Origin of the sequence: Collinsella sp. CM84Y_54 (assembly GCF_036317945.1) — a bacterium.
Taxonomy (GTDB): Bacteria; Actinomycetota; Coriobacteriia; order Coriobacteriales; family Coriobacteriaceae; genus Collinsella.
Map to the genome: position 1 here is coordinate 578,749 of NZ_JAWQCX010000001.1, position 15,268 is coordinate 594,016.

The 15,268-nt window shown below is 61.2% G+C and carries 14 protein-coding genes; 3 read left to right on the plus strand and 11 right to left on the minus strand.

The window, feature by feature from the left end:
- Positions 1-3: 3 nt before the first annotated feature.
- The 8 genes from gmk to pyrR form a co-directional block, all read right to left on the minus strand.
- Positions 4-573 carry a guanylate kinase gene (gene gmk, locus V2391_RS02750; RefSeq protein ID WP_099431806.1) on the minus strand — a complete coding sequence of 190 codons (570 nt, stop codon included), beginning with the start codon at positions 571-573 and terminating at the stop codon, positions 4-6.
- Positions 574-882: an integration host factor, actinobacterial type gene (mihF, locus tag V2391_RS02755; protein WP_006236130.1), complete on the minus strand. Its 309-nt coding sequence runs from the start codon at positions 880-882 to the stop codon at positions 574-576.
- A 240-nt stretch (positions 883-1,122) separates the two neighbouring features.
- Positions 1,123-1,839 carry an orotidine-5'-phosphate decarboxylase gene (gene pyrF / locus V2391_RS02760; protein ID WP_195233596.1) on the minus strand — a complete coding sequence of 239 codons (717 nt, stop codon included), beginning with the start codon at positions 1,837-1,839 and terminating at the stop codon, positions 1,123-1,125.
- Positions 1,833-2,741: a dihydroorotate dehydrogenase gene (locus V2391_RS02765; RefSeq protein ID WP_192934394.1), complete on the minus strand. Its 909-nt coding sequence runs from the start codon at positions 2,739-2,741 to the stop codon at positions 1,833-1,835. The genes pyrF and V2391_RS02765 overlap by 7 nt, the downstream gene beginning before the upstream one ends.
- Before the next feature lie 14 nt (positions 2,742-2,755).
- Positions 2,756-3,523 (minus strand): dihydroorotate dehydrogenase electron transfer subunit, encoded by a 768-nt coding sequence (locus tag V2391_RS02770; RefSeq protein ID WP_320678110.1) that lies wholly within the window; start codon positions 3,521-3,523, stop codon positions 2,756-2,758.
- Between the two features lie 116 nt (positions 3,524-3,639).
- Positions 3,640-4,929: a dihydroorotase gene (locus tag V2391_RS02775; RefSeq protein WP_161161343.1), complete on the minus strand. Its 1,290-nt coding sequence runs from the start codon at positions 4,927-4,929 to the stop codon at positions 3,640-3,642.
- Positions 4,913-5,857, minus strand: coding sequence for an aspartate carbamoyltransferase catalytic subunit (locus tag V2391_RS02780; protein ID WP_035138537.1), 945 nt, complete (start codon positions 5,855-5,857; stop codon positions 4,913-4,915). Before V2391_RS02780 ends, V2391_RS02775 begins: the two co-directional genes overlap by 17 nt.
- Before the next feature lie 4 nt (positions 5,858-5,861).
- Positions 5,862-6,446 carry a bifunctional pyr operon transcriptional regulator/uracil phosphoribosyltransferase PyrR gene (gene pyrR / locus V2391_RS02785; protein ID WP_117654814.1) on the minus strand — a complete coding sequence of 195 codons (585 nt, stop codon included), beginning with the start codon at positions 6,444-6,446 and terminating at the stop codon, positions 5,862-5,864.
- Between the two features lie 452 nt (positions 6,447-6,898).
- On the opposite strand from pyrR, the gene rpmB reads away from it, so the two are divergent.
- From rpmB to V2391_RS02800, 3 genes are all read left to right on the plus strand, one after another.
- On the plus strand, positions 6,899-7,087 hold the full coding sequence (gene rpmB / locus V2391_RS02790; RefSeq protein ID WP_022094725.1) for a 50S ribosomal protein L28: 189 nt from the start codon (positions 6,899-6,901) through the stop codon (positions 7,085-7,087).
- A 313-nt stretch (positions 7,088-7,400) separates the two neighbouring features.
- Positions 7,401-10,049 carry a bifunctional acetaldehyde-CoA/alcohol dehydrogenase gene (gene adhE, locus V2391_RS02795; protein WP_055250041.1) on the plus strand — a complete coding sequence of 883 codons (2,649 nt, stop codon included), beginning with the start codon at positions 7,401-7,403 and terminating at the stop codon, positions 10,047-10,049.
- A gap of 88 nt (positions 10,050-10,137) precedes the next feature.
- Positions 10,138-10,902 (plus strand): aminoglycoside phosphotransferase family protein, encoded by a 765-nt coding sequence (locus tag V2391_RS02800; protein WP_329738167.1) that lies wholly within the window; start codon positions 10,138-10,140, stop codon positions 10,900-10,902.
- Between the two features lie 173 nt (positions 10,903-11,075).
- On the opposite strand, the gene V2391_RS02805 is transcribed toward V2391_RS02800, so the two are convergent.
- From V2391_RS02805 to V2391_RS02815, 3 genes are read right to left on the minus strand one after another with little or no spacing between them, the layout of a single operon-like run.
- The gene (locus V2391_RS02805) at positions 11,076-12,785 is read right to left on the minus strand and encodes a proline--tRNA ligase (protein WP_329738233.1); all 1,710 of its coding nucleotides are present in this window, start codon (positions 12,783-12,785) and stop codon (positions 11,076-11,078) included.
- A gap of 12 nt (positions 12,786-12,797) precedes the next feature.
- Complete coding sequence (ispG, locus tag V2391_RS02810; RefSeq protein ID WP_329738168.1) at positions 12,798-13,874, minus strand: flavodoxin-dependent (E)-4-hydroxy-3-methylbut-2-enyl-diphosphate synthase; 1,077 nt, start codon at positions 13,872-13,874, stop codon at positions 12,798-12,800.
- A 19-nt stretch (positions 13,875-13,893) separates the two neighbouring features.
- Entirely contained in the window at positions 13,894-15,255 is a 1,362-nt protein-coding gene (locus V2391_RS02815; RefSeq protein WP_329738169.1) for a M50 family metallopeptidase, read from the minus strand.
- Positions 15,256-15,268 lie beyond the last annotated feature (13 nt).

Here is a 15,268-nt window from a genome sequence, read left to right on the forward strand (position 1 = left end):
ACCTCAGATCCTTTCATGCATATCGAGAACGCGAACGAGCTCATCGGTCGCGCGGTCGAGATCGTCATTCACCACGACGTCGTCGTAGCGGTCGGCAAGGGCAAGTTCATCGGCGGCGTTTGCCATACGCAGCTCAATCGTCTCGGGCGTCTCGGTACCGCGACCGACCAGACGCTCGCGGAGCACCTCGAGCGAAGGCGGCTTGATAAAGATCAACACGGCCTCGGGGAAACGCTCCTTGACCTGCAGGGCTCCCTGGACATCGATCTCCAAGATCAGAGACGAGCCAGAGGCGAGCTTGGATGTGACCTCGCTCACCAAGGTGCCGTAGCAGTTACCGTGGACCTCGGCCCACTCAACAAACTCACCGTTTGCCACGCGGCGGTCGAACTCCTCGCGCGTCAGGAAAAAGTAGTTGACGCCGTCGACCTCACCTTTGCGTGGTGCTCGCGTGGTAGCCGAAACCGTCAGGCCCAGGTTCGAGCGACGCTCGCGCACACGAGTGACGAGCGTGCCCTTGCCTGCACCTGACGGTCCAGAAATCACAAAGAGCTTTGAATCCTGAGCGCTCACTTATTTGGTCAGCTGCTCGAGGAGCTGCTCGCGCTGGCGGACGCCGAGGCCCTGGACGCGACGGGTAGCGGAGATGCCGAGCTCCTCCATGATCTTGGCGGCCTTGGCCTTGCCATAACCGGGGAGAGACTCGATGAGGGTGGAAACCTTCATGCGGGAAGCGATGGGGTCATCGGAGTTGAGCACGGACTCGAGGGACTTCTCGCCCTTCTTGATCTGCTCGCGAAGCTCAGCGCGGGCGTGACGTGCGGCGGCAGCCTTCTCAAGAGCCTGCTTGCGCTGCTCGTCGGTAAGCTGAGGGAGTGCCATTCGAACCTCCAAATAGTTGGGTTATATCTGATGCAATAATTGGCATTTTAGCACGTCAAACGCACTAAATGCCCAATCGACGGCACCATAGGTTAGACGATACCTGCGAAAAGTGCAATATACGGAGGTTAAAGTTGAGCCCCTGACCTGCGATTCCACACAAAGGATGGGAAAGTTTTCGCAGGCACAGGGGCTAATTTGTGCTAATGAGACCCAAAAGTGGTGACTTGAGGGAATCTTTTAGGCGACGTTTTCGACCAGCTCGGCAACGATAGCGTCAAAGGCGGCAACCGGGTCGTCGGCACCGGTGATGGGTCGGCCCACCACGATATGGCTCGCGCCGCGCTCGATAGCCTGAGAAGGCGTCGCCACACGGGACTGGTCACCAAGGGCGGCACCCACCGGACGAACGCCCGGAGTCACGATCAACGCGTCGGGGCCGAGCAGCTCGCGCATGTCATGGGCCTCCATCGGCGAGCACACGATGCCGTCGATACCGTTGGCCTGGGCAAGCTTTGCCAGGCGGGCGGCCTCCTCGGCCACGGGTGACTCGACGCCGATCTCAGCCAGCGAATCCTGGTTCATGCTCGTGAGCACGGTGATGGCGACGAGCTTGGCGCGGTCCTCGCGCGCCTCCTCGGCACCCTCACGGCACGCAGCGAGCATAGCACCAGAACCCAGGCCGTGGACCGAGAGCAGGTCGGCACCGGCAAGCGAGGCCGAACGGGCGGCACCGCGCACCTGATGCGGAATGTCATGGAACTTGAGGTCGAGGAAGACCTTAAAGCCCAGGTCCTTGAACGTCTTGACGATCTCGGGCCCCTCGGCGTAATAGAGCGTCATGCCCACCTTGAGCCAAGCGGCATGACCAGAAAGCTCGTGGGCGAGCTCGAGCGCACGCTCACGGTCGCAGTCGAGGGCGACGATAACGCGGTCGCGGGCGTCGGTCTCTAGCATTCGAAAGCACCTACCAGCTCGTTGATGTCCTTCACGCCCTGGGACTCCGCCCAGGCCTCGAGCTCGTGCGCGATCTTAATTGAGGCGCACGGATCGACGAAATTGGCCATGCCGACCGACACGCAGGTGGCGCCGGCCAGGATAAACTCGGCCGCATCCTCGCCCGTCATGACGCCGCCGACACCGTTGATGGGGATATCGACGGCCTGAGCGACCTCCCAGACCATGCGAACGGCGATGTGGTGGCACAGCGGACCCGAAAGGCCGCCCTTGGGCTTGGCCACACGGGACTTGCGGGTATGAACGTCAATGGCCATGCCCTGGATGGAGTTGATGACCGAAAGGCCGTCGGCTCCCGCGGCCTCGAGAGCCTTGGCAATCTCGGCGACGTTAACCGGCGCCATCTTCACGAACAGCGGCTTATCGGTCACCTTACGGCAGGCAGCCATAACGGCAGAGGCGCCCTCGGGCGAGGAGCCCATGGCGGCACCGCCGGCGGCAATATTGGGGCAGCTGACGTTGATCTCGTAGCCGGCAGCCCAGGGGCACAGCTCGACATACATCTCGAGCGCGCGCACAAACTCGTCAACGGAGTGGCCGGCGACCTGGCAGATGACCTGGCAACCGTCCTTGGAGAGCTGCTCGAGCCAGGGACCGGACTCACGGGCGAAGGCAGCCACGCCGGGGTTCTGAAGGCCCACGGAGTTGATCATGCCGCCCGGGATCTCGGCCATGCGGGGCGCGGGGTTGCCGGGCCAGGGCTCGGCAGCACAACCCTTGGTGGTGATGGCGCCCAGCTGGGAGACATCAAAGAAGTTCTGGAACTGCCAGCCGTAGCCAAAGGTACCGGCTGCGGTGTTGATGGGGTTCTGCATCTTGACGCCGCCGAAGTCGACGGCCATGTTCACGGTACCCACTAGAAGACCACCACCTTGGAAGCATCGAACACGGGGCCGCACATACAGGCGCCCTTCATACCGTCGACCGTCTCGACATTGCAGGTGTTGCAGGCACCAAAGCCACAGCTCATCATGCGCTCGAGCGAAACCTCGCAGTACGCACCGGCCTCGGCGGCAGCGGCGGCGACCTTCTTCATCATGACGGCGGGACCGCAGCTGGCCACGTAGTCGTAGCCGCCCTCGCCGAGCAGCTCGGCGGCAGGATCGGTGCAAAAACCGTGCGTGCCAAGCGAACCGTCGTCAGTGCAAACGCTGACCGTGTCGCACAAAGCGCGGAACTCATCGATGCCCACGGCCTTGGACGCGGTACCAAAGCCCAGGCACACGTCGACGGCCACACCCTGCTCGGCAAGCTTACCGGCAAGGCACAGCACGGGCGGAACGCCGATGCCGCCCGCCACGAGCAGCGCCTTCCTGGTGCCCTCGGGCACGAACCAGCCGCGGCCGCCAGGACCCAGCAGATTAGAGGTGGAGCCGGGGCCCATCTGCGACAGACGACGGGTGTCGTCGCCCACGACGGCGTACCACAGCTCGACGGTGCCGGCCTGGGCGTCGGCGCGATAGAAGCTCAGGGGCACGCGAAGCAGCGAGGACGCATCACCGGGCACGGCAATGTTCACAAACTGACCGGGCTTGAGCGCACTTGCAAGCTTGGGGGCCGAGATGACGAGCGAGAAGATGCCGTCGGCGATCTCCTGGTTCGAGACGACCTCGAAGTCGTGCATGCGTGCAGTGGAAGGTGTGGGCATAGACGCTCCAATCCCCCATGCGGTTGCATGGTCAAAACGAACAGAAAGCGCGGCACCGCAAGGGCGCCGCGCACATAAGCGATAAGGCAATGCTAGCAGATGCAGCCGTCGGCGAGCGTCTGCTTGCCGCCGACAAACACATCGGTGGCACGACCGGTGAGCGTGCGGCCGGCGAAACCGGAGTTCTCGGCGCGCGACTCGTAACCGTCCTCGCCGACCGTCCAGGTGGCGGACGCGTCGAACACGGTCAGATCGGCAACGGAGCCCGCCTTGACCTGAACCTGGTCGAGGCCCAGGATCTCACGCGGCTTGATGGCCATGAGCTCGACCATGCGGCCCATGCTCATCTTGCCCGTGTTGACCAGCTCGGTAAGTACAAGCGACAGCGAGGTCTCGAGGCCGATCATGCCAAAGGGCGCAAGCTCGAACTCGCGGGCCTTCTCCCACGGGGTGTGGGGAGCGTGATCGGTGACGATAACGTCGACGGTACCGTCGATGACGCCCTGACGGATAGCCTCGGCATCCTCCTCGGTACGCAGCGGCGGGTTGACCTTGAGCGAGGTGTTGTAGGTCTCGTCCAGGTCGTTCTCGGTCAGGAACATGTGGTGCGGGGTGGCCTCGCAGGTAACCTGAACGCCAGCGGCCTTACCGGCACGCACGATTTCCAGGCCATGGGCGGTGGAGATGTGCTGGATGTGCAGCTTGGCACCGGTCAGCTTAGCGATCTCGATGTCGCGAGCGATCTGGAGCTCCTCGCCGGCAGCCGGCCAGCCCTCGAGGGCCAGACGGGTCGAAACCTTGCCCTCGTTGATCTGGCCGTGGCCGACCAGGTCCTCGTCCTGGCAGTGGCTCATAAAGACCTTGCCGAACATCTTGCCGTAGTCCATGCAGCGACGGAGCATGCCCGCGCCCTGTACGCCGCGACCGTCGTCGGTAAAGGCGACGGCGCCGTGGGCGACCATATCGCCCATCTCGGACATAGCCTCGCCCTTAAGGCCGCGGGTCATGGCGCCCGACGGATAGACGCGGCAGTGACCGACCTCGGCAGCGCGGGACTTGACGAACTCCACGACGGTGCCGTTATCGGTGACGGGATCGGTGTTGGGCATGGCGCACACGCCGGTGAAGCCGCCCTTGGCAGCTGCGCGGGTACCGCTCTCGATGTCCTCTTTGACCTCATAGCCGGGCTCGCGAAGGTGAACGTGCATATCCACCAGGCCAGGGACGAGGTACTTGCCGGAAAGGTCGCGGACCTCGGCTCCCTCGACGGCGAGATTCTCGCCGACCTCGGCGATCTTGTCGCCGTCAATCAGGACGTCAACGACACCGTCAAGCTCGACGGACGGGTCGACGACGTGGGCATTCTTAAGAAGCAAGGCCATTATCGGCACCTCCAAGCAGCAGATACAGGATAGCCATACGCACGCAGATACCGGCGTAGACCTGCTCCAGGATGACGGAGCGTTGCGGGTGGTCGGCCATATAGGAGTCGAACTCAACGCCGCGGTTGATGGGGCCCGGGTGGCAGATGATCGCATCGGGCTTCATGAGCTTCTCGCGGTCCTTGGTCAGGCCGAAGAGCTTGTGGTACTCGCGAATGGTCGGGAACGGGGCACCCTCGAGGCGCTCCTGCTGCACGCGCAGCATGTAGACGACGTCCAGCTCGGGCAGGACGGAATCGAGGTCGCTCGTCACGTGGTCGCAGCCCAGGACCTCGGGCGCCGGCGGCAGCAGCGTGCCGGGGGCGACGGCGTAGGTCTCGCAGCCCATGATCTTAAGGGCGGGGATCAGCGAGCCGCACACGCGGGAGTGGGCGATATCGCCGACGACGGCGACCTTCAGACCGTGGAAGTCACCCTTGTGCTCCCAGATGGTGTACAGGTCGAGCAAGGCCTGCGTGGGATGGTTGTGCTTGCCGTCACCGGCGCAGATGACGCTTGCGGGCGAGTTCTGCGTGACGATGTAGGGAGCACCGGCGTGCTTATCGCGAACGACGATGCAGTCGATCTTATAGGCGTTGAGGGTCTCGACGGTGTCGACGAGGCTCTCACCCTTGACCGTGGAGGTCGAGGAGCCGCCAAAGTTAAGACTGTCGGCCGAAAGACGCTTCTCGGCGAGCTCGAAGGAGCTGCGGGTACGCGTCGAGGGCTCGTTGAACATATTGACGATGGTCTTACCCTTGAGCGTGGGGACCTTCTTGATCGCACGCTCGTTGACCTCGGAGAACGCCTTGGCGGTCTCGAGGATGAGCTTGATGTCCTCTTCGGAGTACTCGGTAATGTCGATCAGGTGCTTATGGTTGAACGCCACGGTACTACTCACCTCCCAGCGGCGCGGAGCCCACGTGGGAACCCGGCGCGACGTCGTTGATCTCGACGGCGGTACGGCCGTCGACTTCCTTCATATATAGGTGCACGTTCTCCTCGTGCGACGAGGGAACGTTCTTGCCGACAAAGTCCGGCGAGATAGGGAGCTCACGGTGGCCGCGGTCAACGAGGACTGCCAGCTCAATACGGCTCGGACGGCCCAGATCCATGACGGCGTCCAGAGCGGCGCGGATGGTACGACCCGTGTACAGGATGTCGTCCACCAGCACGACGCGCTTGCCGTCGACACTGAAGGGAATGTTGGTGGCGTGGATCGCGGGAGCGAAATTGGTAGCGTAGTCATCGCGGTAGAAGCTGATGTCGAGACTGCCGAGCGGAACGTCGACGCCCTCGATCTCCTTGATCTCCTCGGCGAGCTTCTTTGCCAGAAGGTCGCCGCGCGTGACGATGCCGACCAGAGCGAGGTCTTCACAGCCCTCGTTGCGCTCGAGAATCTCGTGCGCGATGCGGGTCATCGCTCGATTGACGGCGGTCTCGTCCATAATGACCGCCTTGGGGGAAGTCGTGCCCATCGATCTCCTTCCTCACATGTCTTGACTGCTGACACAGTCAAAAAAATAGATGCCCGACCGCTCAAAGCGGAACCAGACACCCACAGGAAGGGCCGCTCTTTGGCAGCTATGTAATTCCATGTGGGTATCTCGTACCCCTTTAATGGTCAAGGGATAGTGTAGCCAACCTCAAGCTGAATTGCGAGCATAAATACAGAGCATTCCGTAAACGGAGCCCAATGCTCAATAAACCTATATATATTTGTGGGACGAGCTTGAAAACGCACACACGAGCTGGCATAATCCCCTCTGCTGCACGCAAAACGGATCTACGTCCAGGGCCGTGGCGTGGGCACTATCGCCAAAAGAGAAATATCTCTGTGTAGATTACGCACAGGGAGCTGCTTCTGTGCTATAGTTCAGGCTTGTTTGTTAACGCGACATGTTCGTTTGTCGCCCAAGGAGGGTCAGTTATGTCCAAAGTTTGCGAAGTTTGCGGTAAGCACCCCGTTGCCGGTCGCTCCATCAGCCACTCTCACCGCGTCACCAACCGTAAGTTCCGCCCCAACATCCAGCGCGTCTACGTCGTCGTCGATGGTCACCGTCGCAAGATGAACGTTTGCTCCACCTGCCTCAAGTCCGGCAAGGTTGCGCGCTCCTAAATAAGGTCTTACCAACAAGTACCTCGGACTCTCCGGGTCAAAGACCTCGCGTTCACATAGAACTTACCAAAGGCGCTCTCCCCTACGGAGGGCGCCTTTTTGCACTCATTGGGGACAGGCTTACATGAGTGAAAGCACTCATGTAAGCCTGTCCCCAATGAGCGGGGCGATGCACTGGTAGATAGTTTAGTTAAAACGCTTCAGTATATTGAAGCGTTTTAGTGTGCCTTTTACAGGAATCTGACCGTTCGCCGAATAATTTCTTGCTATCATGCAAGGCGTAGGGTAAATCTCCGATCGCAAGGAGACACAAATGGTGAAAAAGTCACCGGAAAACACTACTCCCGCAATTGTGGACAACGTAGAGGCGCTTGAGGCTAAGCTCGCTCAGATGCGAGAGGCCCAGGCGCTTTTTGCTACGTACACGCAGGAGCAGGTCGACAAGATCTTCTATGAGGCCGCCATGGCCGCCAACAAGGCTCGTATCCCGTTGGCGAAGATGGCCATCGAGGAGACCGGCCGCGGCGTTCTTGAGGACAAGGTCATCAAGAACCACTACGCCGCAGAGTACATCTACAACGCTTACAAGAACACCAAGACCTGTGGTGTCCTGGAGCGCGACGAGGCTTACGGCATCACCAAGATCGCCGAGCCCATCGGCATCGTGGGCGCCGTCATCCCGACGACCAACCCCACCTCTACCGCGATCTTCAAGACGCTGATCAGCCTGAAGACCCGCAACGCCATCATCATCTCTCCGCACCCGGCTGCCGCCAAGTGCACCATCGCCGCCGCCAAGCTCGTGCTTGACGCCGCCGTCAAGGCCGGTGCCCCCGAGGGCATCATCGGCTGGGTTGATGTCCCCTCCATCGAGCTGACCAACATGGTCATGCGCGACGTCGACATCATCCTCGCCACCGGTGGCCCGGGCATGGTCAAGGCCGCTTACTCCTCGGGCAAGCCCGCGCTGGGCGTTGGTGCCGGTAACACCCCGGTCGTCATCGACGACACCGCCGACGTGCTGCTCGCCGTCAACTCCATCATCCACTCCAAGACCTTCGACAATGGCATGATCTGCGCTTCCGAGCAGTCCGTGACCGTCATCGACACCATCTATGACCAGGTCAAGGCCGAGTTCCAGAAGCGCGGCTGCTACTTCGTCAAACAGGGTGCCGAGATGGAGGCCCTGCGTGCCGCCATGTTCAAGAACGGCGCTCTCGATCACCGCATCCCCGGCATGGCTGCCGCCAAGATCGCCGAGCTCGCCGGCATCGAGGTTCCCGCCAAGACCAAGATCCTGATCGCCGAGGTCACCTCCACCGACCCCGCCAAGGAGGAGTTCTCCCACGAGAAGCTCTCCCCGGTCCTGGCCATGTACCACGCCAAGGACTTCCAGGAGGCCGTCGACAAGGCCGAGCACCTGGTGCTCGCCGGTGGCCCGGGCCACACCGCCTCTCTGTACGTGCACCCCGCCCAGGCCGAGAAGATCAGCCTGTTCGAGCACGTCATGAAGGCCTGCCGTATCGTCATCAACACCCCGTCCTCGCACGGCGGCATCGGTGACCTGTACAACTTTGGCATGAAGCCGTCTCTGACCCTGGGCTGCGGCTCCTGGGGCGGCAACTCCGTCTCCGAGAACGTTGGGGTGAAGCACTTGATCAACGTTAAGACTGTGGCCGAGCGCCGTGAGAACATGCTGTGGTTCCGCGCTCCCGAGAAGGTCTACTTCAAGAAGGGTTCCACGCCTGTCGCCCTCGACGAGCTCGGTACCGTCATGGGCAAGAAGCGCGCCTTCATCGTCACCGACCAGTTCCTCTTCAAGAATGGCAACACCCGCGCCATCGAGGCCAAGCTCGACGAGATGGGCATCGCCCACGACTGCTTCTACGACGTCGAGCCCGATCCGTCGCTGCAGTGCGCACGTCGCGGCGCCAAGCAGATGGCTCTCTTTGAGCCGGACGTCATCATCGCCGTCGGCGGTGGCTCCGCTATGGACGCCGGCAAGATCATGTGGATGATGTACGAGCACCCCGAGTGCAAGTTTGAGGACATGGCCATGGACTTCATGGACATCCGCAAGCGTATCTTCACCTTCCCCGAGATGGGCAAGAAGGCCTACTTCGTCGCCGTCCCGACCTCTTCGGGTACCGGCTCCGAGTGCACGCCGTTCGCCATCATCACCGACAAGGAGACCGGCATCAAGTGGCCGCTCGCCGACTACGCGCTGCTCCCCAACATGGCTATCGTCGACGCCGACAACTGCATGACCGCCCCGCGCGGCCTGACCGCTGCCTCCGGCATCGACGTCATGACCCACGCCATCGAGTCCTACGTCTCCATCATGGCTTCCGACTACACCAAGGGCCTCTCCGAGCGCGCTGCCAAGCTCGTCTTCGAGAACCTGCCCTCCAGCTTCACGAACGGCGCCAAGGACCCGCATGCCCGCGAGGAGATGCACAACGCCTCCTGCATGGCCGGTATGGCCTTCGCCAACGCCTTCCTGGGCCTCAACCACTCCATGGCCCACAAGCTCGGCGCTTTCCATCACCTGCCCCACGGCCTCGCAAACGCCGTCATCCTGACCCGCGTTATGCGCTACAACGCCGCCGAGGCTCCCGTCAAGATGGGTACCTTCTCCCAGTATCCTTACCCCAACGCGCTGCACAACTACGCCGAGATGGCCAAGTACTGCGGCATCGAGGGCAAGGACGACAAGGAGGTCTTCGAGAACTTCATCACGAAGCTCGAGGAGCTCAAGGACTTCATCGGCGTCAAGAAGACCATCGCCGACTACGGTGTTGACGAGCAGTACTTCCTCGACACCCTCGATGAGATGACCGAGCAGGCATTCAACGACCAGTGCACCGGCGCTAACCCGCGCTACCCGCTCATGAGCGAGATCAAGGAGCTCTACCTGGACGCCTACTACGGCCGCGAGCCCCAGGACTACGCCGTCTGCTAGTTTTTAGCACGGTTATTTGCGGCGGGGGTGCACGGGTGAACGCACGCCCCCGCCGTTGCTTCTATCGCATCGTTGAAAGGATGCAATCATGCTGCTCCCCGATTCCAAGACCGAGCTCGTCCGTCGCGGCAACAAGGTCGTTTACGACCTTGGCGACAAGATCGTCAAGGTCTTTAACGAGACCAAGCCCGTCTCCGACGTGTTCAACGAGGCTTTGAATCTTGCCCGCATCAATGAGTGCGGCATCCGCAGCCCCAAGGCTCTCGAGGTTTCTCAGCTCGAGAACGCCAACGGCTGGGCGCTCGTGACCGAGAAGGTTCCGGGCACCACCCTTGCCGAGAAGATGGCTGCCGAGCCCCAGCGCTTTGGTGAGTACCTCGAGATGTTCGTCGACCTCCAGATCGAGATCCACGGCTACACCTCCCCGCTGCTCAACCGTCAGCGCGACAAGTTCGCCCGCATGATCGACAGCCTCGATCAGCTCAATGCCACCACGCGCTACAACCTTCAGGAGCGTCTGGACGGCATGACCAAGGAGTTCAAGGTTTGCCACGGCGACTTCAACCCCTCCAACGTCATCGTCGGCGACGATGGCCAGCTCTATGTGTGCGACTGGGCACACGCCACCCAGGGCTCCCCTGCTGCTGACGTTGCCACCACCTACCTGCTCTTTGCCCTCAACAGCAAGGACCAGGCCGAGGCCTACCTGGAGCTCTACTGCGACCGCGCTGACATGCCCATGCAGGTCGTGCGTCAGTGGACGAGTATCGTTGCCGCTTCCGAGCTCGCTCGTAAGCGCAACGTGAACGATGAGTTCCTTAAGGACTGGATCGACGTCGTCGATTATCAGTAATATCTGAGCGATTCATTTCGCATCGGAGGCACAAAGGGAAACCCCGCAGCTCGAATGGGCTGTGGGGTTTTTCTTTTAGCTATAAAAGATTCTTAGACGCAAAAGCGGCCCTGCGCCTCTCCCTCGAGAGACGCAGGGCCGCTTCGTAAGCGCACTCAACGCAGCGGGCTCGATTAACGGCGTGCTGCCTTCACAAGCTCGGCGACCTTGGCGACAACCTCATCAATCGCCACATCCTCGCGCTCGCCCGTGGCACGGTCCTTGAGCTCGACGGTGCCGTTCTTAAGGCCACGCTTACCGAGCACTACCTGATACGGGAAGCCCATAAGGTCGTTGTCAGCAAACTTAAAGCCGGGGCGCTCGTCGCGGTCATCCACGACAACCTCGATACCCTCGGCGCACAGGCCATCAACAATCTGCTCGCAAACGGTCGCGCACTCCTCCTTCTTGGGATCGAGCGGAATCACCGCGACCTCGTACGGAGCGACAGAGACCGGCCAGACGATACCGTGCTCATCATTGTGCTGTTCCACGACGGCAGCGAGCGAGCGGGACACACCAACGCCGTAGCAGCCCATGATAAGCGGCTTCTCCTTGCCGTCCTCGTCCATAAAGGTGGCACCCATGGCCTCGGAATACTTGGTGCCCAGCTGGAACACCTGGGAGACCTCGATGCCGCGGGCAGCAGAGAGCGGCTTGCCGCAGTGCGGGCAGGGATCGCCGGCAACGACGGTGACCAGGTCGGCCCACTCGTCGACGGTAAAGTCGCGCTCAGGGCAGGCGCCGGTAAAGTGATAGTCGACCTCGTTGGCACCGCAGGCCCACTGCTTGGACTGGCGCAGGCTCTCGTCACAGACCAGACGAATACCCTCGGGCAGGTTAACCGGTCCGATAAAGCCCTTATGCAGACCGTAGGTCTGGAGCTCCTCGTCGGTCATCATGCGATAGCCCTTGCCAAAGACATGCTCGGCCTTGCAGTCATTGAGCTCGTGATCGCCCGGAACAATGGCCACAACAGGCTTACCCTCGGCATCGATCAACGCCAGGGACTTGCGCGTACCGTTCTCGGGGAACCCGAAGAACTTGGCAACGGCCTCGATGGTGCCCATGCCCGGAGTCTCGACCTTGGTGAGCGTACCGTCGCCGGGGCCCTCGGTCACGACAACCTTGGTGCTTGCCGCCTCGTCATCGGCAGCAAAGCCGCAATCGTCGCAGTAGACGAGCGAAGCCTCGCCGGCGTCGGCCAAAGCCATGTACTCGACGGAGGTATCGCCACCGATCTCACCGGAGTCGGCAACAACGGGCAGGGCCTTGATATAGCAGCGCTCGCAGATGTTGGCGTAGGCCTGCTTCATCTTGTCGTACTCCTCCTGCAGGCTCTCCTGCGTGGCGGAGAAGCTGTAGGCGTCCTTCATGATGAACTCGCGACCGCGCATCAGGCCAAAGCGGGGACGGAACTCATCGCGGAACTTATCCTGGATGTGATAGAGATTCACCGGCAGCTGCTTATAGGAACGCAGCTCATTGCGCACCAGGGCAGTCACGGTTTCCTCGTGCGTGGGGCCGAGCACGAACTCGCGGCCGTGGCGGTCATCAAAGCGCACGAGCTCCTTGCCATAGGCATCGATACGGCCGGACTCGCGCCACAGCTCGGCATCGACCATGATGGGCATCATGAGCTCCTGGGCGCCGGCAGCATCCATCTCGTCGCGCACGATGTTCTCGATCTTGCGAATCGAGCGCCACGCGAGCGGCAGATAGGAATAGAGGCCGGCGGCCTCCTTGCGGATCATACCGGCGCGAAGCAGCAGACGGTGGCTCGCAAGCTCGGCATCGGCCGGATCCTCTTTGAGCGTCGGAGCATACAGCTTAGACATATACATTGCTCGAGTCATTTATTTCTCCTCAATAAGCTTGTCGACCTCGGCCATAAGCGCGTCGACAATTTGGTCCTCAGCTACTTTACCAATGATCTGGCCGTGCGAAAAGAGCAGACCCTGACCTCGTCCGCAGGCAACGCCCAAGTCGGCGTCAGAAGCCTCGCCGGGGCCATTGACTGCACAGCCCATCACGGCAATCGAAAGCGGCGCGGAGTAGTTCTTAAGCCGCTCAGTGACCTCCTCAGCGATAGGAATGAGGTTGACCTGGCAGCGAGCGCACGTGGGGCACGATACGATCTCGGGGCCACGGCGGCGAAGACCCAGCGACTGCAGGATACCCCAGGCGACCGGCGGCTCCTCGACCGGATCGGCCGTGAGCGAGACGCGCATGGTGTCGCCAATGCCCTCGGAAAGCAAAATTCCCAGGCCCACCGAGCTCTTAATGGTGCCCTGGAGCTTGGTTCCGGCCTCAGTCACGCCCAAATGAAGCGGAACATGGGGGATTTCGCGCGACAGGGCACGATAGGTGTCAAGCGTCGTTTGCACGCTATGAGCCTTGGCGGAAAGCACGATATTGGTAAAGCCGCGATCTTCAAAATGTTTGACGAAACGCTCGCTCGACATCACAAGCTTTTCGGGCTGCGTAAGGTCATCGCGCTCGGCGATATCCTGCTCAAGCGAGCCGGCGTTCACGCCAATGCGAATCGCGCACCCAGCGGCGCCCGCGGCATCGATCACGGCGTCGACCTTGGCCCAATCGCCAATGTTGCCGGGATTGATGCGGAGCTTAGCGGCACCGGCCTCCACGGCGCCAATGGCGAGCTTATGGTTAAAGTGGATATCGGCAACGATCGGCACCGGAGACTCCGCACAAATCGTGCGAAAGCCCTCGAGCGCAGCCTCAGCGGGCACGCTCACGCGCACAACATCGCAACCCGCCTGGGCAAGCGCACGCACTTGCGCAAGCGTTGCCTGGGCGTCGGCGGTATCGGTGCAGGTCATGGACTGAACCACCACCGGAGCGCCGCCACCTATCTGCACGTCGCCCACAAACACAGGGCGCGTCAGCTCGCGCGGCAAAGGATGGGACAAAGACAATCCAAACACTCCCCTACAAAATAAATCGAAGGACGTCGGAACGAAGCATATAGACAAACAGCAGCGCGAAAAGCGCGATGCCGACATAGCTCACGATCGTCTGCACCTTCAGCGGCAACTCGCGACCGGCGACCTTTTGGATGATCTCGATAACCAGCTTTCCCCCGTCGAGCGGCGGAATGGGTAGCAGGTTCATAAAGCCCAGCGAGAACGAGATGAGCGCGGCAAACGTCAAGAATGTCGCGGGGCCGGCGGCAGCCGCCTGAGAAGACATGACGCTGATGCCCACAATCGAGGAGGACTGATCGAGTATCTCCATCGTATGCTGCGGCTGCAGCAGGCGCATCACGCCCTCAGCAGTCTGCTGAACATAGGAGAACGACAGCCGCGCCGACGTAATGGGGTCCAAATGGACCACTTGCGTGGAGGCATAAACGCCCAAACGTTCGTCCTCCTTGAGCGCGACCGCGGTAGAAAGATTCTTACCGTCGTGCTGATACTCAATGGCGATATCGTCCTTGCCGGCGGCCGCTCCGATCGCATCGTACACGTCCATCCAGGAAGAGCACGACACGCCATCGACACTAAGAATCGTGTCGCCAGCCTCGATGCCCGCCTTAGCGGCTATCGAGCCTTCTTCGACCTGACCGATCACGTTGCTATCGACCGGCACCGATACGCCGGCGATAGAGTAGATGCTCATAAGCAGCAAAAAGCCCGTCAGGATATTGACGAGAATGCCCGCGAGCAGCATAAAGGCACGCTTGAGAAAACCCTGGCCCAGATAGGTATGCGAACGCTCCTGCTCAAGAAACTCGGAAGCGGCGACCGGCAGCTCCCACACATCGCCCTCGGCAGTCGCATGCTCTCGATCGAACTTGCGGCCGTCAAAGGTGGTATATCCTGCAGCATCGCGCGGCAGCGTCTGGTACCTAACCGGATAGTAGCTGGGTGAAGGCTTCTCCCCTTCCTCGTACCAAGGCGCAATGGAACCCCAGCCCAAAAGCAAGGCGCAAGCCTCGAGAACATCCTCCTCGGACAGCTCCAGCTCGACGGAAAGGTCTGCAACTGAAACGCGACCATGACGATAGATCGCAGCAAGCACACGGTCGGCACACGAGACATCGGTCGGGTCCATACCGCAGATAGCGGCATAACCACCCAGCAGCAGCGGCGTCACGCCAAACTTGGTACCAATGCGACGCGACGTATGATGAATGTCAAAGCGGCATGGCAAGCCCAAGAAAAACTCGGTGACGCGCACGCCGCACGCACGGGCCGCCAAAAAGTGGCCGCCCTCATGCAGAAACACGAGGACGGATAGCATCAAAAGGCCCCAAAAGACCGAGGAAAGAACACTCAGAACAGTATCCATAAAACGAAAAGCA

Excerpts from the sequence above, each read along its gene's own strand:
- V2391_RS02775 (WP_161161343.1), bottom strand. The coding sequence starts at position 4,929 with ATGGCCTTGCTTCTTAAGAATGCCCACGTCGTCGACCCGTCCGTCGAG.
- pyrF (WP_195233596.1), bottom strand. The coding sequence starts at position 1,839 with ATGCTAGAGACCGACGCCCGCGACCGCGTTATCGTCGCCCTCGACTGC.
- adhE (WP_055250041.1), top strand. The coding sequence starts at position 7,401 with ATGGTGAAAAAGTCACCGGAAAACACTACTCCCGCAATTGTGGACAAC.
- mihF (WP_006236130.1), bottom strand. The coding sequence starts at position 882 with ATGGCACTCCCTCAGCTTACCGACGAGCAGCGCAAGCAGGCTCTTGAG.
- pyrR (WP_117654814.1), bottom strand. The coding sequence starts at position 6,446 with ATGGGCACGACTTCCCCCAAGGCGGTCATTATGGACGAGACCGCCGTC.
- V2391_RS02770 (WP_320678110.1), bottom strand. The coding sequence starts at position 3,523 with ATGCACGACTTCGAGGTCGTCTCGAACCAGGAGATCGCCGACGGCATC.
- V2391_RS02805 (WP_329738233.1), bottom strand. The coding sequence starts at position 12,785 with ATGTATATGTCTAAGCTGTATGCTCCGACGCTCAAAGAGGATCCGGCC.
- rpmB (WP_022094725.1), top strand. The coding sequence starts at position 6,899 with ATGTCCAAAGTTTGCGAAGTTTGCGGTAAGCACCCCGTTGCCGGTCGC.
- V2391_RS02765 (WP_192934394.1), bottom strand. The coding sequence starts at position 2,741 with ATGGCCGTCGACTTCGGCGGCGTCAAGATGCAGAACCCCATCAACACC.
- V2391_RS02800 (WP_329738167.1), top strand. The coding sequence starts at position 10,138 with ATGCTGCTCCCCGATTCCAAGACCGAGCTCGTCCGTCGCGGCAACAAG.
- V2391_RS02815 (WP_329738169.1), bottom strand. The coding sequence starts at position 15,255 with ATGGATACTGTTCTGAGTGTTCTTTCCTCGGTCTTTTGGGGCCTTTTG.